Genomic DNA, 18,707 nt, shown 5'->3' with positions numbered 1-18,707 from the left:
GTCAGTCTTCTTCCCCCAGAAAGGCGCCGCTCAGGTGAGCGTACACTTCCGCTTCGCCTTGCTCCTCTAAGATTTTCTCTTTGAGATCTAAGAGTAACCGTGCCAGCTCTTCGCTGCGCTTGCGGTAGTGGGCATGGCTGCTCAGCAGCTCCCTGTAGATTTTCTCTTCAATTTGCAGCCTGCGCCCTTCTTCTTCGAGGGAAAGAGCAGCCGACCCGATCTCCAAAGTAGTGGCTTCGAAGCGGAAGAGAACCAGCAGGGCACCGGTAAGCTGCTGAATCTGCTGCTGCAGGGCGCGGCTATCCAACTCGTGCTTGGCAAAGCCCACCTGCCCCGCCAGCCGAAACTCCACCATTGGCGCTGGCCCACCTTCGGGAAGGTCGGATCCCTTGGCCAAGGCAATTGCGGCTGCAGCAATCTCTTCGGGCGTTTCCCGGCCCTTGGCCTCAAGAGAGATCCGTCGGTGAGGCCGCCGGTAGTAGTCCTGCACCAGCTCAGCCTGAGGCGGGCCCTCTCCCCAGCGGACGCGGTAGGCTCCCCGCGGAAAGTCCCACTCGGCAGTACTGTTAGCCTCCAGGGATCCCGGATTGAAGATCCAGCCTTCTTCTGTATAGCTTTTGTGGATATGTCCCAAGGCTAAATAGCCCACCCCTGCCTCCCGCAAAGGCAGCAGATCCCGGTAGCGCAAGGCGCCCTGGTAGCGAGCAATTTGGCCTTCCAGGCCGTGGTGGAACATGAGCACCACCCGCTCAGGGCCAGGGGGCAACCGGCGAATGGCCGCCGCCAACTGCTCAATCGACTTGGGGGCCGCCGACCCATACCACTGGGATCCGATCACCCGCACCCCACAGGGCAGATCCAGATAGCCCCCCCGCCCACCTGACCAGGGGCGCAGCTCTAAACCCTCCTCGCCTGCTTCCGGCTCCAGCAGGATCAGGTCGCCGTGATCGGCCAGGTAGCGCAGCCAACTGGTCTTGACACCGTAGGGGCGGCTGTCGTGGTTGCCCTCAATGGCCAAGACGGGGATCCCGGCCTGCTTCAGCTCCCGCAAGACAATCTGGGCTTGGTTGAGGACACCGGGCTGAATTTGCCGGTGCTCAAACAGATCCCCGGCAATGAGGACAAAATCCACCGGGTTCTGGATGGCATGGCGGCGCACCACATCCCGAAAGGCCAAAAAGAAATCTTTGCTCCGCTCCGGGCTGTTGTAGCGGTCGTAGCCCAGATGCACATCGGCCAGGTGCAAAAAGGTGCAGGTGGAAGTGGCCATCGCCCGAACCTGCCAGCAAATTGCCCACAGTTTAGCAGACAAACCTCAGTGCTCAACTAGATATAGGGATCCCTTCCCGGCCATTTGCGGCTTTGCTCGGGTTGCCACCCCTAGAGCTAGGCGCCGCCCCGCCGCGCTGCCTGTTGCCCAGTTCCAACCTTTCGTGGGCACAGCTTGGGTTGGTGAAAGTTCGTTACATATATTTACATCTTTATTGGAGAAACGATTGCCAAGCAACCCTAACTCCGATAGGGCAAGGGATCCCTGGTTTAATTATTGTGAAGCGACGGGGGGGTTACAAAGGCTGACCTATAATGCCAGGTAAATCCCGCCTTGGGAGAGATCCCCGAGCTTCACGGCTGCAGACAGGCGGGAGCGCTTCGTTCCTTGTCGCAAGAGAGGAGTTCTTGATGACAACTACGCCAAAGGAGCGAGAGCCAAAGGTCAAGGTTTCGGTGGATATCGATCCGGTCCCCACCTCATTTGAGAAGTGGGCCAAGCCGGGGCACTTCGATCGCAGCCTGGCGCGTGGGCCCAAGACCACGACCTGGATCTGGAACCTCCATGCTCTTGCTCATGACTTCGACAGTCACACCAGCGACTTAGAAGACGTCTCTCGGAAGATCTTCTCCGCTCACTTCGGCCACCTGGCGGTGGTCTTTGTCTGGCTGAGCGGCATGTACTACCACGGAGCTCAGTTCTCCAACTATTCTGCTTGGCTGGCGGATCCGATTAACATCAAGCCCAGCGCCCAAGTGGTCTGGCCCATCTTCGGCCAGGAGATCCTCAACGGCGATGTGGGCGGCGGCTTTGAAGGGATCCGCATCACGTCGGGTCTATTCCACCTCTGGCGAGCTGCCGGCATCACCAATGAGTTTCAACTCCTCTGCACCGCTATCGGCGGTCTGGTGATGGCTGGCCTCTGCCTGTTCGCCGGCTGGTTCCACTACCACAAGCGGGCTCCCAAGCTGGAGTGGTTCCAAAACGTGGAGTCGATGCTCAACCACCACCTGGCGGGCCTGCTGGGGCTGGGCTCGCTGGCCTGGGCCGGTCACCAAATCCACGTGGCCATCCCCATCAACAAGATGTTGGATGCGGGCGTGCCGGCGGCTCAGATCCCTCTGCCCCATGAGTTCATCCTCAAGCCGGCCCTGATGAAGGAGATGTTCCCCAGCGTGGATTGGGGCCTCTTCAGCGGGGTGGTGCCTTTCTTTACGTTGGACTGGGGCAAGTACGCGGAGTTCCTCACCTTCAAGGGTGGCCTGGATCCGCAAACGGGCGCCCTCTGGCTGACGGATCAGGCCCACCACCACCTGGCCATTGCCGTGCTCTTTATCGTGGCCGGCCACATGTACCGCACTAACTGGGGCATCGGCCACTCCATCAAAGAGATCCTGGAAGCCCACAAGGGCCCCTTCACCGGCGAGGGCCACAAGGGTCTCTACGAAGTGCTGACCAGCTCCTGGCACGCCCAACTGGCCATTAACTTGGCCATGGTGGGATCCCTGAGCATCATCGTGGCGCAGCACATGTACGCCATGAACCCCTACCCCTACATGGGCATCGACTACGCCACCCAGATCTCCCTCTTTACCCACCACATGTGGATAGGCGGCATCTTCATCGTTGGCGGCGCTGCCCACGGGGCCATCTACATGGTTCGCGACTATGACCCGGCGGTGAACCGCAACAACGTCTTGGATCGGGTGATCCGCCACCGCGACGCCATCATCAGCCACCTGAACTGGGTGTGCCTGTTCCTGGGCTTCCACGCCTTCGGCTTCTACGTCCACAACGACACGATGCAGGCGCTGGGCCGTCCGCAGGACATGTTCTCGGACACGGGCATCCAACTGCAGCCCATCTTTGCCCAGTGGATTCAATCCCTGCACACTAAGGCCATCGCCAGCACCGCTCCCTATGTGGGCGCTTCGGTCAGCCCCATCTTCGGCGGCGACGTGGTGGCTGTGGGCGGCAAGGTGTCGATGATGCCGATGGTGTTGGGCACGGCGGACTTCATGGTGCACCACATCCACGCCATGACCATCCACATCACCGTGCTGATCCTGCTCAAGGGGGTGCTGTTTGCCCGCTCTTCCCGCCTGATCCCCGATAAGGCCAAGCTGGGCTTCCGCTTCCCCTGCGATGGCCCGGGCCGCGGCGGCACCTGCCAGGTCTCCGGCTGGGATCACGTGTTCCTGGGGCTGTTCTGGATGTACAACGCCATCTCGATTGTGATCTTCCACTTCAGCTGGAAGATGCAGAGCGACATCTGGGGCACCGTCAACCCCGATGGCACGATCGAGCACATCACGGGCGGCAACTTCGCAACCAGCGCCATCAACATCAACGGCTGGCTGCGGGACTTCCTGTGGGCGCAATCGGTGCAGGTGATCAACTCCTACGGCTCGGAGCTGTCGGCCTATGGGTTGCTCTTCCTGGGTGCCCACTTCGTCTGGGCCTTCAGCTTGATGTTCCTGTTCAGCGGCCGTGGCTACTGGCAGGAGCTCATTGAGTCCATCGTCTGGGCCCATAACAAACTGAAAGTCGCTCCGGCCATCCAACCCCGCGCCCTGAGCATCATCCAGGGTCGGGCGGTCGGTGTGGCCCACTACCTGCTGGGCGGGATCGTCACCACGTGGGCGTTCTTCCTGGCACGGTTTGCCGCACTCGGCTAAGGCAAGGAGGAAGAGAAAACCATGGCAACTACTGCAACTCGTTTTCCCCAATTCAGCCAAGACCTGGCCAGCGATCCCACCACTCGGCGTCTGTGGTACGGCATTGCCACCGCCCACGACTTCGAGACCCACGATGGCATGACGGAGGAGCGGCTTTACCAAAAGCTGTTTGCCACCCACTTCGGCCATCTGGCGATCATCTTCCTGTGGGCTTCTGGCAACGTCTTTCACATCGCCTGGCAAGGCAACTATGAACAATGGGTGGCCAACCCCACGGGGGTTACCCCCATCGCCCACGCCATCTGGGATCCCCAGTTCGGCAAGGCGGCGGTGGAGGCCTTTACCCAACCTGGAGGCGGCGGCCCTGTCAACGCGGCTTACTCCGGCCTCTACTACTGGTTCAACACCATCGGCCTGCGCACCAACGGCGATCTCTACGCCGGCGCCATCGGCCTGTTGTTGTTGGCGGCGGTGTTCTTGTTTGCCGGCTGGCTGCACCTGCAGCCCCGCTTCCGCCCCAGCCTGAGCTGGTTTAAGAACGCCGAGGCCCGCCTCAACCACCACCTGGCCGGCCTGTTTGGTGTCAGCTCCTTGGCCTGGGCAGGCCACCTGGTGCACGTGGCCATCCCCGAGTCGCGCGGACAGCACGTGGGCTGGGACAACTTCCTCACCACGCTGCCCCATCCGGCGGGCCTAAAGCCCTTCTTTACCCTAAACTGGGGGGTCTATGCCCAGAACCCGGATACGGCCAACCACGTCTGGGGCACGGCAGAAGGGGCGGGCACGGCCATCCTCACCTTCTTGGGCGGCTTCAACCCCAACACCCAGTCCCTGTGGCTGACGGACATGGCCCACCACCACCTGGCCATTGCCGTGATCTTCATCGTGGCTGGGCACATGTACCGCACCAACTGGGGCATCGGCCACAGCATCCGCGAGATCCTGGGCGCCCACAACCCGCCGAAGGGCACCCCCTTCGGGGGCCTGCTGGGCGAAGGGCACAGGGGCCTCTACGACACGGTCAACAACTCCCTGCACTTCCAGTTGGCGTTGGCGCTGGCCTGCTTGGGAGTGGTGACCTCGCTGGTGGCGCAGCACATGTACGCCCTCAACCCCTACGTGTTCATGTCGATGGATCACACCACGGAGGCGGCTCTCTACACCCATCACCAGTACATCGCTGGCTTCTTGATGGTGGGGGCCTTTGCCCACGGGGCCATCTTCCTGGTGCGGGACTACGATCCGGAGGCCAACAAGAACAACGTGCTGGCGCGGGTGCTGGATCACAAAGAAGCGATTATCTCCCACCTCAGCTGGGTATCGCTGTTCCTGGGCTTCCACACGCTGGGGCTGTACGTCCACAACGACGTCATGCAGGCCTTCGGCACGCCGGAGAAGCAGATCCTGATTGAGCCGGTGTTTGCCCAGTTCATCCAGGCCTCCCACGGCAAGATGCTCTATGGCATGAACGTGCTGTTGTCGGATCCCAACAGCATTGCCTCCACTGCTTGGCCCAACCACGGCAACGTGTGGCTGCCTGGCTGGCTGCAAGCCATCAACGATCCCAATGGGTTCCTCTTCCTGCCCATTGGCCCCGGCGACTTCCTGGTGCACCACGCCATTGCCCTGGGCCTGCACACCACCACGTTGATCCTGGTCAAAGGGGCGTTGGATGCCCGTGGCTCCAAGCTGATGCCGGACAAAAAAGACTTCGGCTACAGCTTCCCCTGCGACGGGCCGGGGCGGGGCGGCACCTGCGACATCTCCGCCTGGGATGCCTTCTACCTGGCCATGTTCTGGATGCTGAACACCATCGGCTGGGTGACCTTCTACTGGCACTGGAAGCACCTGGGGATCTGGAGCGGCAACACCGCCCAGTTCAACGAGAACTCCACCTACCTGATGGGCTGGCTGCGGGACTACCTCTGGGCCAACTCTGCCCAGTTGATCAACGGCTACAACCCTTACGGGATGAATAACCTGGCGGTTTGGGCCTGGATGTTCCTGTTTGGCCACCTGGTCTGGGCGACAGGGTTCATGTTCCTCATCTCCTGGCGCGGCTACTGGCAAGAGCTGATCGAGACGCTGGTGTGGGCGCACGAGCGCACCCCCTTGGCCAACTTGATCCGCTGGAAGGACAAGCCGGTAGCTCTGTCGATTGTTCAAGGTCGTCTGGTGGGCCTGGCTCACTTCACGGTGGGGTATGTGCTGACCTATGCGGCCTTTGTGATCGCCTCGACAGCTTCCCTATCTGGCTAGCGAAATCGAGTGGCTAAGCAACTAAGGGATCCCGCGGGGGGATCCCTTTTTTTGCTCCTCGGTCAAGCGAGAAGGGCGCTGTCGCTAAGTCCATGACTTGGCTGCACGAGGAGTTTCACCGGCTGGTTGAGTCTCTGTCTCAGGTGGATTAAGGGGCTGCCCGACTAGAGCTAAAGGACAGGGTTTCAGTTCAGAAAACGGGGAGCCGCCTGTATCGACTGTTGATGGGCCTTGTGCAAGAGCAGGCCCCTGTGCACGACCAGGATCCCCAACCATGAGCCGGAGCCCGATTTTGCGATTGCGCGCTTCCAGGAGGATGAGTAGCCAAGAATAGAGTTTGGCTCAAGTTTTTTGAGCAGATAGACGAAGGGCTCCCTAATCCGGCAAAAAAGCCCAGCTCTGAGGGCTGGGCTTGGATATTTCAAGACAGGCTGCTGAGGCTACAGCCGCACCTGCGTGCCCTCAAAGAATCCACGAATAATGAGAATAACTCCCCCTGCATCAGGAGTACCCGTATTTCCGTCGCCAGTTGGTGAGTTCGGGCCTATAACTTGGTTGTCAGTGGGGAACTCTTGCTCAATAAAGAATTGCCCAGAGATATTCGAGCCAGAGGTGGTTGGATCGAAAACCAAATTCAAGTTGCCTCGCAGCAGAGAACCGCCAATATCTGCCCTATTAAACGGCCCGGCCAGTTGTGCCCCAGCTAAGGTGCGGAAGACAAAATCTCCCGTGGTGGGGACAATGCCCTGAAGGATAACAGGACTGAGATTAGTTCCCTCCACAGGGGATCCAGGCAACGTACCTGTGGAGCGCTCGGTGCGCAAGGAGAAGAAGTAGTCAAACGCGGTAGGGGCACCGGGACGCTCAGGGACGGGCAACTGCGGGATCGGGGTGGGGAAAGGTCGCGGCGGCGGGCTAACCTGGACGAAGTTGAGGACTGTGCTGACATTGGCCGGGTCAAACTCTGCCTGCACCCGACCGTTCAACAGGCGCCGGATGCGCACCAACTGATTGGGCAAGATATTGGGCCGCGTCGGATCCGGGGCAAACAACACCGACTGGGTGCCCACCTGGGCGGGACGATAGACGATCTCCGCCTGGTTGGGCCGGAAGTTCAGGCGAGCAAAGAGAGCCAGGGCATCTTCAGGAGTGCCATCGCCGGCCACGCCCCGCTGCCGCACCACAAAGCTGGCGGAAAAGCTTCCGGTTTGCAGAATGGCAGTGACAGGCCCTTGAGGTGGGGGAGGATTGACAAAAGAGCCTGGCGCCAGAATCTCACCCCCAGGACCAGGACCACCATCTTCAAACAACACACCCACGGTGGGGACAATGAGAGAAGAATCTCCCTCTAAGACGACTTGGTTGCCATTGCGGCTAACCAAGATGCGGCGCACGGTCAAAGTTAAAACAGTTTTCGTATCCGGAACGGCAGCTCTAAAGGTTGTATTGACTCGAATGCGCTGGTCGTTGGGGTTGGTGGAAAGAGCAACCAGCCCGGCAATACTGAACTGGGTCGATAGCTTGCCGTCGTTGGGGCCGAAGGCGATGAGATTCACCAGCGGCGTGGTTCGGGCAATTTGGATGGCCAGCGTGCTGGAGCGAAGGGTCGAGTCAACTGTCAGTTCATTCGCTGGGATCTCATTTACGGGCAGAATGCGGGCCTCTACATTGGTAATGCGGGCTTCTCCACTGCCTTGAAAGCCGCTACTCCGCACAGGGATCCCGTTGTCGAATTTCGGGTTGATGTAGTCCAGCCGCAGGCTGGTGGTCTCCAGCACCGAGCCAGGGGTAAAGCGATACTCTTGGGCCGAGACAAAGGCAGCCGGATCCACCTGGACGGGCCCAGGCAAGGTCGGAGACTCATTAACTTCTCCGCAGCCGCCTAGCAGCAAGACTCCACACAAAACCGCCAACGAGCGACCTTTGAAGTTCATACGGCACTTCCTCACACACCTTAAATCTGGGCAAATCCACACAAAATGGGGAGAAGGCACCCAACCCCTAACGCTACAGGTAAGCTGGCCGCCCCTGCTCGAGGCTATGATACCCCATATCTAGGGGATGGGCCATTTCCAGAACAATTTCTTGCATTTGCTCTGCCGCTCGCTTGACAACGCTCTAGGATGCAGTAGAACTAACAGCAGGCATCCCCCTTGAAATTGTGCAGATGCATAAGACTTGAGCAAGCTCGGTGGATCCCCGCTGGACGCTGCCTAAGACGTTTGCTGTGGTGTGAGTGAGTGGAGATTTTTCGATGAGACGACGTTTTGGCTCAGCCCTTGGCCGTGGCGGCCTCTCTCTTTGGGCAACCTGTGCTTCGGTTGCGCTGATTACCGGCTGCAGTAGCGAGACCACCAGCGGGGTGCCGCCTCTACTGGCTTCTAGCGGTGCCACGCCTCCTCCTGTGGCCGTTGCCCCCACGATTGCCCCCAATCTCACGCCCATCACCTTTCGCCCAGGGCCGGACTTTGCCCCCATCACCCCGCCGCCCATCCAGCCCGACCTACCGGATCCGCCTAGCTTGGCAGGCTCTTTTCAGATCGGCCTGGTGAGATCCGCTTTCGTAACCATCACTCTGACAGACTTGCGTGCTCCAGGAGTGATCAGGAGCGTAGAGGTTCAGTTTTTCAACATCAGTCGCGGCACGGATATTACCAGCATCTTTTTGCCGACGGCAATCGAGCAGTTTAGAAATACTCTAATAGGTCGCAACGAGATCACGCTTACCAACGGCTTCACCTTCCCGGCGGATCCAGCCGCCTACAACACCAACGTTGCTGCGGGAGAAACGGTTTTGGTAATCGTGGTCATTCGAGATTCATTTGGTCAAGCTCTGAGGCTGGAAGCGCGCGCCCAAGCCACCTAAGCTGGAGCTGAGTAAGGCTGTTTGGGTTTGTGCCACGAGAGAGTTGAATGGCAGGAGGATGAGGGAATGAAAACGGGAAAAGTAGCTGGGGTTTTGGCTTGCTTGTGCTTGGGCTTGCTAACAGCTTGTCAACAAACTAAAGAGGGGAATCCAATCAGCTCGCTGCCAGGGCCAATCATCCCTGTGCAAAACCCGAATACAGAACCCGGAGGAACGGGGGTAGGGCTGCCATCCACTCCTCCGATTGGATCTGTTCCCCCAGGTCAACCCAGCCCTCTTGTGCCCCCTCCTGTGTCGGCGCCGACGATCCCGCCCCTGCCCACTCCAAATCCCTCTCCTAGCATTATTGGCTTGCCCCCAGGCCCCTTGGCTGCTCCAGCGTTCACTAAGAGCTTTAATCCTGCTTCAGCAGTGGGTGCCCCTGTAACTGTAACGGTTATCTTCACGATTGTTAATAACTCAGGGATTCAACTAACCGGCCTCAACTTTGCAGACAGCCTGCCTGCAGGGTTGTCTGTTGCCACTCCGCTCAACTTCACCAATACCTGTGGTGGATCAGTTGCTGCGGCTGCAGGCGGAGCCTCAATTGCCCTGAACGGTGGAATACTGGCTGCCAATGCAACTTGTGCAGTGACTGTTCAGGTTGTTGCTGGGACTCTAGGCACTTACGTCAATCCCCCTGTAACTCTCACCAGCGCCCAAGCTCCCCCTGCGCAAAGTGGGACTGTAACTCTCGTGGTGGGTCCAACTTTTCCGGTTTTCACTAAAGCATTTCCAGGTACATCTTTTGCAATTAATACTCCTGTACCTTTGACCTTTACCATCACCAACAACACGGCTACCCCTCTGACCGGCCTTGCCTTTACAGACATCTTACCTACTGGGCTCGTTATTGCTAGTCCTCCCTTTTCGACCAATACTTGCGGTGGTGTACTTAACGTGGCTGTGGGTGGAACGTCTATTACTTTCTCGAATGGAACTCGGCCTGCTGGCACTATGTGCATGATTTCAGTGAACGTTACTTCTAGCGCAGCAGGTACGTACATCAATCCTCCTACCACACTCACCAGCAACGAGGCAGCCCCAGTGATAGCGCCGCCTGTGAGTGTGACCTTCTTCTAGCCCGCGGCTGTGGGTTTGAGGAGAATCCAAAAACACAGGGTTAGGATGCGGCCACCACGCAAGGGATCCGCATCAACCTCAATCAACCTGGCCGATCAAGGCGGCTGCCCAATCCAGGAGGGCGTTCACTGCTTCTAGGTCTTTCGCTTCTGAGTACAACCTCAGCAGAGGCTCGGTGCCGCTGCCGCGTCACCCCCCAACACTTGCGCAGGACTTTGGAACCAGCAGACAACAGCAGGCAGCGAGGCTAAGAGGAGGCGGCTGCCATCTCCCGTGCCAAGACCCATTCCACGAGGGTGCGCACGCCGTAGCCAGTGGCGCCTTTGTTGGTGTAGCCCGAGTCTTTTTCGGCCCAGACGGGGCCAGCTATGTCTAGGTGGGCCCAGGGAGTTTTCTCCACAAACTGCTTAAGGAAGAGGGCGGCAGTGATGGAGCCGCCAGAGCGAGGACCGGTGTTTTTCATGTCGGCTACGGTGGAGCTAAGGCCCTCGAAATAGCTCTCTTCCAGGGGTAAGCGCCAGATCTTTTCGCCAGAGAGGTTGGCTGCCTGCTGCAGCTCCTGGGCCAGCTTCTCGTCGGGGGTGAAGAGGCCGGCAATCTCTTCTCCTAGGGCAATGACGCAGGCGCCGGTCAAGGTCGCTAGGTCAACAATGGCGTCCACCCCTAGTTTCTCGGCAAACACCAGGGCATCAGCCAGGGTGAGGCGGCCCTCGGCATCGGTGTTGTTGACCTCGATGGTCTTGCCGTTGGAGGCGGTGAGGATGTCACCGGGGTGGAGGGCCCGGCCGCTGATCATGTTTTCGGTGGCAGCGACGATAAAGTGCACCTCTACCTGCGGCTTGAGGGCGGCCAGGGCTCGCGCAGCTCCCAAGACGGCTGCCGCTCCCCCCATGTCGGTTTTCATCATGGCGATGCTGCGGGAGTCGGTTTTGATGTTGAGGCCGCCGGAATCGAAGGTGAGACCTTTGCCCACCAGAGCCAGCTTGGCGACGGGATCCCCTTCCTTGGGCTTGTAGGTGAGGTGGATAAACTGGGGCGGCAGATCCGAGGCTTGGGCCACGCCGAGGAAGGCCCCCATCCCCAGGGCTTGGCACTCTTCCCGCCCCAGGATCTCCACCTCTAGGCCGTAGTCTTGGGCCAGTTGCCGGGCAGTTTCGGCCAGGGCAGGAGGCGTGACGACGTTGGCAGGGGCGGCCACCAGCTCGCGGGCCAGGATCGTCCCGGCGGCCATCTCGGTGGCCCGTTGCAGGGCATTCTCATAGTCCTGGCGGGCCTGGGCCAGCCCCGGCACCAGGAGGGTAACTTCTTCAACGGAGAAGCCGCGCTCTTCCTCGGGCTTAGGGGGAGATTTGAAGCGGTTGTCCTGGTGGGCCACCAGGAGGCTGGCTTCGGCCACCGCCTGCACCGCCCGCACCTGATCCAGCCCAGTGTCTGGCAAGGACAGCACCACCTGCTTGGCCTTGAGGCTGTGGGCCTGGCGCAGGCCGTTGGCAGTAGCCCGTCGCAGCGCTTCCAGGGTCAGCGCGGCGGGATCCCCCAGCCCCACCAGCACCAGCTTGCGGATAGGCCCCGGCAGGCGCAGGGCGAGGCTGCTGTTGGGCTTGCCCTGGAACTTCTGTTCTTGAGCTGCTTCCGCCACCAACCCCGACCACACTTTCTCGTCCAAGGAAGCAATTTCGGCAGGCAGCGAGAAGGTGGCGTTTTCGCCGCTGGGGGCAAAGCAGTAGACCAGGGCACATTCTGCCTGCGTTAGAGGGGGCTCGCCAAGACGAAGCTGCATGGGAAACCTTTGGCCAAGCTATGGACGGCAGACTCTCAGTGTAGCCAATTTGCCGCTTCTAGGACAGGGGATCCCTCGCCTGCCCTCGACGTTGGCTTCCCCAGCCAATAGCCTTTAATCAGGAAGGGAGAAAACCAAGGTATGGCCTGGCGGCGGCGTCACGTCCTTCAGCTTGGGGTTATTGCCTGCGCAATGCTCCTGGCTCTGGCGGTAGGAGGGGTGGGATCCCTGGCCCAGGCGCAGAGGTCGCTGGAAGAGCTGCCGCAGCCGGTTCGCCTCAAGTTGCCCCCCGGCCTAGCCCGCTACACCTACGACAAATCGGCGGGAGACTACTTCGAAGAAATCGAGCCGCTGCTGCCGGGCGGAGCTTATGCCCAGTGGGCCTTCTATCCCGTCCCCGTCTACATCCAGGGGGATCACCCCCAGTGGAAAGCCTTTGTGGAGCAGGCGGTGAAGGAGTGGTCTGCTTATATCCCGATGCGGGTGGTGGCCAAAGAGGAAGAGGCCCTCTACGGGATGAGCATTTATCGCGTTCCTGGCATTGGCGACGGGATAGCGGGGGCAGCGCGCCCAGAGTTTTTCTTTGCCGCCGATGGCTCGCTGCAGCAGCGGGTGCGCATTGTCATCGCCGAAGGCCAGGGGCTGGCAGAAGTTACGGCAGTGGCCCGGCACGAGATTGGCCATGGGCTGGGGCTGTGGGGCCATAGTCCCAACCCGCGGGATCTGATGTACGGCGGCCACCACGCGGAGGCTACCGGCAATCGCCGCCTGCTGCGGGTGCCCACCATCACCAAACGGGATCTCAACACCCTCAAGCGGGTCTACGAGCAGCCCACCCTGATGGGCCAGGTCTTTCCAGAGAGCTACCGCCGCCTGTTTGGCCAGGTTCGTGAGGAGATCCCCGCACCTGGCTAAAGCCGCAGCAGTTGCGACGCCCCCTTGGCCGCCATAGCCAGGAGAAAAAACAGCAACTGGGTGGCCACGATGCTGGGGCCGGAGGGCAGGTTGAAGGCGGCCGAGAGGAGGATCCCCAGCACCGCGCTCAAGCCCCCGAAACCCATGGCCAGCAACACATAGGTTGTAAAGCGGGATCCCAAAAGCCGCGCCGTCGAAGCGGGGATGACCACAAAGGCGCTTACCAGCAGCACCCCCACCGAGCGGATCGACAGGGCCACCACCAGGGCCAGCAACACCACAAAGGCTAGCCGCTGCCAGCCCACTTCCACCCCCCGCGCCCGCGCCAACGACTCATCCAGGGTCAGCAACATCTGGGCAGTCAAAGTCAGCCCAATGTACCCCAGGGCCAGCAGCAGGAGCAGGCCGCTCATCCAGAGGGCCGGCGGGCTGATGCCCAGGATGTCCCCGAGGAGCAGTTGGTTGAGGTTGCCGCGGTAGCCGGGGATCAGGCTGAGGCCGATGATGGCCAGGGCCAAGGAGGAAGAGTAGATGATGTTCAGCACCGCATCTGCCGAAAGCTGGGTGCGTTCCAGAATAAAAGTCACCCCCAGGGCAAACACCACCCCAAACACCATCAGCACCGCCGTAGGATTCAGTCCCAGAACCACTCCCAGGACAATACCCAAGAGCGCCGAATGCCCCAGGGCATCGCTAAAAAACGCCAACTGCCGAAAGATGACAAAACTGCCCAGCAGCCCCCCCGTTACCCCTGTCAGGATCCCGCCCAGCAGGGCCCGCTGCATGAAGGGCAACTGCAGCAACTCGGCCACCCGCGCCCAGGTTTCCGGCATTTTTTCTCCTCAGTGATGGTGGATGTAGCGGGCAAACTCCGGCCCATAGACCTGACTCAACACCTCGGGCAACAGCGTCACGCTGGGGGATCCCTGGCAGATCAGGGAGCGGTTGAGGCACAACACGCGGTCGCAGTGGCGAGAGACCATCTCCAGGTCGTGGGAGACCTGCAAAATGGCCCAGCCCAGGGATCGGCGCAGCTCTTCCAACAGCCGATAGAACTCCCCTTCACTGGGGCTATCCAGGCCAGCGGGGGCCTCGTCCAGCACCAGCAGCCGCCGCGGCCAAACTAGACAATAGGCCAGCAACACCCGTTTCAGCTCGCCGCCGCTCAGTTGACCCAAAGGCTTAGGGGCCAGGTGCAGGGCCTCGGCCCGTTGCAAGGCCTTCCGAACAGCTTCTTGCCGAGCAGCTTGCTGCTGCCAGGGCCAGCGGGGTCTGAGGGATCCCCAGCCCAGGGCGACAAACTCGGCCACGGTCAGGGGGATGGCGGGGTTGAAGTGCAACCGCTGGGGCACGTAGGCAATCTGCTGCCGCACTTTCTGGGGCAAGTACCCCGACAGGCGCAGCGGCTCTCCCAGGATCCAAACCGAGCCGCACTGGCGGGGCAGGATCCCCAAGATGGCCTGCACGAGGGTGCTCTTGCCGGCACCATTGGGGCCGACAATGGCCGTATGGGATCCCGCCTCCAGCGCAAACGACACATTCTGCACAGCCAGCTGGGATCCCCGATAGACCGTCAGCCCCTCCACCCAAAGGACAACTTCGCCCAAGTGGGAGGTCATCGCCCCCTCGCCAGCAGGTGTTCGAGGGCAGCTTGGCCCACCACGGGCAACTGCAGGGGAACCCAGGCCTTTTCCTTCTCAAAGGCGGAGACCAGGTTCTCCACGTTTTGCCGCATGATGGCTAGGTAGTATTCCGGCTCGATCCCCTCCGGGCCGGCGGTTTCGATGGGATCGAACACGCGAACCTGTACCCCCAGATCTCTGGCCAAAACCTCAAAGGGGTTGTCACTCCTCACCTGAGGTTCCACTAGGATCGTCTTCAGGCCCGATTGCCGTACCGTATCCATCACCCGCCGCACATCCTCAGGGGAGGGGCTGGCTTCCGGGATCTCCACCAAGAACTCCGCTTTGAGGTTGTAGCGCTCAGCAAAATAGGGGGCAAAGTCGTGGAAGACCACAAACTTTCTGCCGGCAAAGGGCGCCAATTTCTGCTCGATTTCTTTATCCAAAGCTTCCAGTTGCTCGATAAAGGCGGCAGCATTGGCGCGGTAAATCTCTGCCCCTTCTGGATCCACAGCAATCAGGCCGTCGCGGATGTTTTCCACCTGCTGAATGGCCCGCCTGGGATCTAGCCAGATGTGGGGGTTCAACTTGCCGTGGCTGTGCCCATGAGAGTGTCCATGACCGTGAGAATGCCCATGCCCATGGCTGTGCCCATGAGAGTGCCCATGACCGTGAGAATGCCCATGCCCATGGCTGTGGGAGTGCCCATGTTCTGGCTCCTCAGTCCGCAAGGTCGGGATCCCTTGGCTGCTATCAATGATGCGCAGCTTCGGATTCCCAGCATTGGCAATCAATCCCTCCAGGAAGGTCTCCATTCCCAACCCATTGATCACCAGCACATCCGCCTGGGCCAGCAGACGCGCCTCTTCCGGTCGAGCCTGAAAGTCGTGGGGTCCCATCTGGGGCGGAATGAGAGGCGTCACCTCGGCCCGCTCCCCGGCCACCGCGCGGGTAAATTGCGTTATCGGCAGGATCGTGGTCACCACCTTCGGGGGGGTGGATCCCTGCTGCGCCTGGGACTCTTCTTGGCGCATCTGCAAGCCGCCCAGGATCCCGACCGAGAGGGCGGCCACCAGCGAGACCAGTGACCGCACAGGTCGAGCCGAACGCAGAGAGTTAGCTTTATCAGCCATGAGCCTTAGTACCTCACAAGACGACAGAGACAGCAGAGCCGGAAGCGCCTGACTTCTGAAAAGCCAAGGCCCGCTGCTGCAGCAGCGAAAACATGCTCACCAGGCCATTGCTGCGGGAAGGGCTAAGGCTAAAGTTGAGGCCCATCTCCCGCACAAACTCTAGGGAAACCTCCAGGATCTCCTCTGGGCGCAGACCGCTCAACCCCTCCGCCAAAACAGCCACCAAGCCCTTGACCAACTGGGCATCGGCATCCCCTTGGATGTAGACCTTGCCGTCTTTTAGCTCGGTGGCCAGCCACACCCGCGAGGCACAACCCCGCACCAGATTCTCCTCTGTTCGCTGCGACTCGGGGAAAGGGGGCAGCCGTTTGGCATAAGCCAACAGAAGCTCGTACTTCTGCTTAGAAGTTTTGGCTTTTTGGAAGCGCTCAATAATTTGCCGCAGAGCTTTGGGCATCCGCCAGCTCGTCTGATGAGAATGATAATCAGATCCATAATAACACCCTTCCCAGGGGAGTCAGTTGCTCAGCCGGGATCCGGAAGATTCCAAGCATGCGGCAGGGGATCCCTACTGGGCTGAGAGGGATGGCTGCTGCAGAAGGATTGGATCACTGGACGTTGTGGAAGTGGATCCCGTGCTGGATCGGCGCAATTGGCTTTTGCGCTGACAGCTCCGCCGTCGGCCAAGCCATTCTCTAGTCACCGGCTGCTTTATCCAGCGGTCTCTGCAGCGCTTGACTGGCGCGCACGACTGGGCCGGCGTTGGCCAGCGTCCAGCGCAGTGCCTCTTGGTTGATCCGCTCGGCAGCAGCTCCGTCGTGGATGGCAATTGCTTCTAGCAGCTTGCGATGAAAGTCAAGCGACTCCTGCATCTTGCCTTCAACGTTATAGGCCAGCCTTAGATACCGCTCGGCGTGCTCGCGCAGATTCCTGATCCGCTGGATCAGCTGTTCCCGACCCGTGATGGCGTAACACCTGAGACGAAAGTGCCACTCCTCGCGCAGATAGGTCCATAGATCCGTGCCATCGGCCAGCGTTGTAATGGCAGCTAAGAGTTTTCGCAATTCGGCCACGTCCGACGGAGTAGCTTGCTCGGCAGCCAGTCGTGCAGCCAACCCTTCCAGCCCAATGCGCATCGCATAGAGTTCTTCAAATTCCTCCCAACTGAGCGGCACCACCCGCACCCCATAGTTGGTAACAAACTCAACCAGGTGTTCCTGGCTCAGCATGCGCAGGGCCTCGCGAATAGGTGTGCGGCTGACGCCGAAAAGAGAGGCCAACTGCTCTTGGCGCAGCCACTCGCCCGGTTGCAGCTTGCTGTTCAGGATCATCTCCCGTAGCTTTGTGTACACCAATTGCTGCGGCGTTTGGCCAGACTTAGCAGGTCGGAGTTTGAGCTTTCCTTGCGCGAGCAGGTCGGCTGATTTTGCCCAGCGTCTGCCAGGTCGAGATTTGGCTGGGGTGCCGTCGTTCGCTGTAGCCATCCGTGCTCCTGCTGGTTTGCCCATAGTAAGTGCGTGGGCTTGCTGCTACGAAGTGCTTGAGCAGCAAGAGATAGCTAGCCTTCTGAGAACCTGTAGGTCAGCGTCTGTTGAAGTCGTGATTGTATAGGTACCCTTTGCCCCTGACAAGACACTGACAAGGTAGGAGATCAAGGTAGGAGAGGCTGCAAAGTTACTCACCGTCCGGCAGGGCTCCCTTGGCAGTATCAACCTGCTTCAACTCTGGAAAGCATACGGCAAAAGGAGGCGCGAGTTGAAGTTGGAGAACTGCCTTCACGGCCAAGCCGACAACAGCAGATAGCTGATTATCCCAGGTGTTCAGGGTAAACCAATCCTTCGGTGTCTTCGCAGGCCAGCTCGATAACTCAGTTGTCTCTGGCAAAAGTTATCCGCTTTGACTGGGATCCCTAGCTTGGTTGCAGTAGGGACACTGGCCAACGGTAGAAAGGATGTGGCCCGGCTTGGCGCGAACAGGATATCTCTGCCCTGGGATAACCGGTCGGTTGTGCAGAAGCGTGACTCTACCTGCGCCTATCAGTTCTCCAGTGATCCTAAAGGCATCGCCTGCAAACTCAACGGTCATGGGGATGAACTGCCCTGCTTCCGTCGATGGGCTAACCTCGGGCAGAAGCTCCAGATCGCCGCTGCGAACTGCCACTTGTACCACTTGGTCGTCACAATGCAAAGGAACGTCGGCTTCTAGTCCGGGTGCGAGACGCACGCGGCCTGGGCCGATGCGCCGAGCTGTAAGCACAGTTGCGCCGCCAAAGAACTGGGCAACAAACGAGTTGGCTGGTGACTGCCAGATCTGCTGCGGTGTCCCGAATTGTTCTACTTGACCAGCCTGCAGCACAGCTACTCGGTCGGCAATGGCCAGGGCTTCCTCCTGATCGTGGGTGACGAAGAGGGTTGTCACGCCACTGGCGCGCAGCAGAACTTGCAAGTCAGCCCGGATAGCTGCCCGCAGTTGGGGATCCAGGGCAGCCAGAGGCTCGTCCAGCAATAGCACGCGCGGCGACACAGCTAGGGCCCGGGCAATAGCCACGCGCTGGCGCTGACCTCCAGAGAGTTGGGTAACTGGTCGGTCGGCCAGCTCAGCGATGCGGCAAAGTTCCAGCATCTCGCTGATGCGCCGGCTCATTGCTTCTTTTGCCACCCGGCGCATGCGCAGTCCGAAAGCCACGTTATCCCGAACATTTAGATGCTCAAACAGGGCATAACTCTGGGGAACCCAACCCACAAGTCGCTTCTCCGGTGCTAACGTACTTGTGTTGATCCCATCGAGCAAAAGACGGCCCTGGGTAGGGATCAGCAAACCGGCTACCAAGCGCAGCAGAGTGCTCTTGCCACAGCCACTGGGGCCGACCAACACCACGATCTCCCCAGGTTGCACCTCCAGGCAAATGTCCTGAACCACCCAACGTCCAGGGGTGTAGGCATAGAAGATGTGATCGAATACCACAGAGGCTGGGCTGGTCATGCTTGTCCTATCTTGCTACCGCCTAGCCACTCAATGGCGATGGCAGCAGGCACGACGAAGAAGAGAAAAATGGCTGTAAT

Annotated in this window: 14 protein-coding genes and 1 pseudogene; 5 read left to right on the top strand and 10 right to left on the bottom strand. The window is 60.0% G+C overall.

The features are described from left to right. Position 1 precedes the first annotated feature (1 nt). On the bottom strand, positions 2–1,270 hold the full coding sequence (locus SYN65AY6A5_RS12690; RefSeq protein ID WP_099884698.1) for a DNA repair exonuclease: 1,269 nt from the start codon (positions 1,268–1,270) through the stop codon (positions 2–4). 410 nt (positions 1,271–1,680) lie between these two features. On the opposite strand from SYN65AY6A5_RS12690, the gene psaA reads away from it, so the two are divergent. Next, complete coding sequence (gene psaA / locus SYN65AY6A5_RS12685; protein ID WP_011431314.1) at positions 1,681–3,948, top strand: photosystem I core protein PsaA; 2,268 nt, start codon at positions 1,681–1,683, stop codon at positions 3,946–3,948. A 21-nt stretch (positions 3,949–3,969) separates the two neighbouring features. Then, positions 3,970–6,207 carry a photosystem I core protein PsaB gene (gene psaB, locus SYN65AY6A5_RS12680; RefSeq protein ID WP_099884697.1) on the top strand — a complete coding sequence of 746 codons (2,238 nt, stop codon included), beginning with the start codon at positions 3,970–3,972 and terminating at the stop codon, positions 6,205–6,207. 440 nt (positions 6,208–6,647) lie between these two features. Here psaB and SYN65AY6A5_RS12675 read toward each other — a convergent pair whose 3' ends face one another. Further along, positions 6,648–8,141: a hypothetical protein gene (locus tag SYN65AY6A5_RS12675; RefSeq protein ID WP_240531060.1), complete on the bottom strand. Its 1,494-nt coding sequence runs from the start codon at positions 8,139–8,141 to the stop codon at positions 6,648–6,650. A gap of 320 nt (positions 8,142–8,461) precedes the next feature. Here SYN65AY6A5_RS12675 and SYN65AY6A5_RS12670 point away from each other — a divergent pair, with 320 nt between their 5' ends. After that, positions 8,462–9,073, top strand: coding sequence for a hypothetical protein (locus SYN65AY6A5_RS12670; protein WP_099884695.1), 612 nt, complete (start codon positions 8,462–8,464; stop codon positions 9,071–9,073). A 366-nt stretch (positions 9,074–9,439) separates the two neighbouring features. After that, on the top strand, positions 9,440–10,195 hold the full coding sequence (locus tag SYN65AY6A5_RS13875) for a hypothetical protein (RefSeq protein WP_168174266.1): 756 nt from the start codon (positions 9,440–9,442) through the stop codon (positions 10,193–10,195). Positions 10,196–10,273: 78 nt separating this feature from the next. Here the strand turns inward: SYN65AY6A5_RS13875 and SYN65AY6A5_RS12665 are convergent. Together SYN65AY6A5_RS12665 and SYN65AY6A5_RS12660 are read right to left on the bottom strand one after the other, a co-directional pair. Further along, positions 10,274–10,372: pseudogene (locus tag SYN65AY6A5_RS12665) on the bottom strand (hypothetical protein); the annotation flags it as partial. Between the two features lie 70 nt (positions 10,373–10,442). Next, positions 10,443–11,975, bottom strand: coding sequence for a leucyl aminopeptidase (locus SYN65AY6A5_RS12660; RefSeq protein ID WP_011431320.1), 1,533 nt, complete (start codon positions 11,973–11,975; stop codon positions 10,443–10,445). Between the two features lie 141 nt (positions 11,976–12,116). Here SYN65AY6A5_RS12660 and SYN65AY6A5_RS12655 point away from each other — a divergent pair, with 141 nt between their 5' ends. Continuing rightward, a complete protein-coding gene (locus SYN65AY6A5_RS12655; protein ID WP_099884693.1) occupies positions 12,117–12,890 on the top strand; it encodes a hypothetical protein in 774 nt (257 codons plus the stop codon). On the opposite strand, the gene SYN65AY6A5_RS12650 is transcribed toward SYN65AY6A5_RS12655, so the two are convergent. The 6 genes from SYN65AY6A5_RS12650 to SYN65AY6A5_RS12620 form a co-directional block, all read right to left on the bottom strand. Further along, positions 12,887–13,723 (bottom strand): metal ABC transporter permease, encoded by an 837-nt coding sequence (locus tag SYN65AY6A5_RS12650; RefSeq protein WP_099812793.1) that lies wholly within the window; start codon positions 13,721–13,723, stop codon positions 12,887–12,889. The two genes, SYN65AY6A5_RS12655 and SYN65AY6A5_RS12650, sit on opposite strands and share 4 nt — an antisense overlap. Positions 13,724–13,732: 9 nt before the next feature. Continuing rightward, entirely contained in the window at positions 13,733–14,509 is a 777-nt protein-coding gene (locus SYN65AY6A5_RS12645) for a metal ABC transporter ATP-binding protein (RefSeq protein ID WP_206336970.1), read from the bottom strand. Next, positions 14,506–15,606: a zinc ABC transporter substrate-binding protein gene (locus tag SYN65AY6A5_RS12640; protein ID WP_240531059.1), complete on the bottom strand. Its 1,101-nt coding sequence runs from the start codon at positions 15,604–15,606 to the stop codon at positions 14,506–14,508. The genes SYN65AY6A5_RS12645 and SYN65AY6A5_RS12640 overlap by 4 nt, the downstream gene beginning before the upstream one ends. Positions 15,607–15,658: 52 nt before the next feature. Next, complete coding sequence (locus SYN65AY6A5_RS12635; protein ID WP_099812791.1) at positions 15,659–16,102, bottom strand: SufE family protein; 444 nt, start codon at positions 16,100–16,102, stop codon at positions 15,659–15,661. Between the two features lie 238 nt (positions 16,103–16,340). Next, the gene (locus SYN65AY6A5_RS12630) at positions 16,341–16,997 is read right to left on the bottom strand and encodes a GntR family transcriptional regulator (RefSeq protein WP_168173332.1); all 657 of its coding nucleotides are present in this window, start codon (positions 16,995–16,997) and stop codon (positions 16,341–16,343) included. Positions 16,998–17,532: 535 nt separating this feature from the next. Further along, positions 17,533–18,627, bottom strand: a complete 1,095-nt coding sequence (locus tag SYN65AY6A5_RS12620) for an ABC transporter ATP-binding protein (protein WP_099812788.1) — start codon at positions 18,625–18,627, stop codon at positions 17,533–17,535. Positions 18,628–18,707: the final 80 nt, after the last annotated feature.

It is taken from the genome of Synechococcus sp. 65AY6A5, assembly GCF_002760415.1.
Taxonomy (GTDB): domain Bacteria; phylum Cyanobacteriota; class Cyanobacteriia; order Thermostichales; family Thermostichaceae; genus Thermostichus.
This window is presented reverse-complemented; position numbering and strand designations above follow the sequence as displayed.

Excerpts from the sequence above, each read along its gene's own strand:
- SYN65AY6A5_RS12690 (WP_099884698.1), bottom strand. The coding sequence starts at position 1,270 with ATGGCCACTTCCACCTGCACCTTTTTGCACCTGGCCGATGTGCATCTG.
- psaA (WP_011431314.1), top strand. The coding sequence starts at position 1,681 with ATGACAACTACGCCAAAGGAGCGAGAGCCAAAGGTCAAGGTTTCGGTG.
- psaB (WP_099884697.1), top strand. The coding sequence starts at position 3,970 with ATGGCAACTACTGCAACTCGTTTTCCCCAATTCAGCCAAGACCTGGCC.
- SYN65AY6A5_RS12675 (WP_240531060.1), bottom strand. The coding sequence starts at position 8,141 with ATGAACTTCAAAGGTCGCTCGTTGGCGGTTTTGTGTGGAGTCTTGCTG.
- SYN65AY6A5_RS12670 (WP_099884695.1), top strand. The coding sequence starts at position 8,462 with ATGAGACGACGTTTTGGCTCAGCCCTTGGCCGTGGCGGCCTCTCTCTT.
- SYN65AY6A5_RS12660 (WP_011431320.1), bottom strand. The coding sequence starts at position 11,975 with ATGCAGCTTCGTCTTGGCGAGCCCCCTCTAACGCAGGCAGAATGTGCC.
- SYN65AY6A5_RS12655 (WP_099884693.1), top strand. The coding sequence starts at position 12,117 with ATGGCCTGGCGGCGGCGTCACGTCCTTCAGCTTGGGGTTATTGCCTGC.
- SYN65AY6A5_RS12650 (WP_099812793.1), bottom strand. The coding sequence starts at position 13,723 with ATGCCGGAAACCTGGGCGCGGGTGGCCGAGTTGCTGCAGTTGCCCTTC.
- SYN65AY6A5_RS12645 (WP_206336970.1), bottom strand. The coding sequence starts at position 14,509 with ATGACCTCCCACTTGGGCGAAGTTGTCCTTTGGGTGGAGGGGCTGACG.
- SYN65AY6A5_RS12635 (WP_099812791.1), bottom strand. The coding sequence starts at position 16,102 with ATGCCCAAAGCTCTGCGGCAAATTATTGAGCGCTTCCAAAAAGCCAAA.
- SYN65AY6A5_RS12620 (WP_099812788.1), bottom strand. The coding sequence starts at position 18,627 with ATGACCAGCCCAGCCTCTGTGGTATTCGATCACATCTTCTATGCCTAC.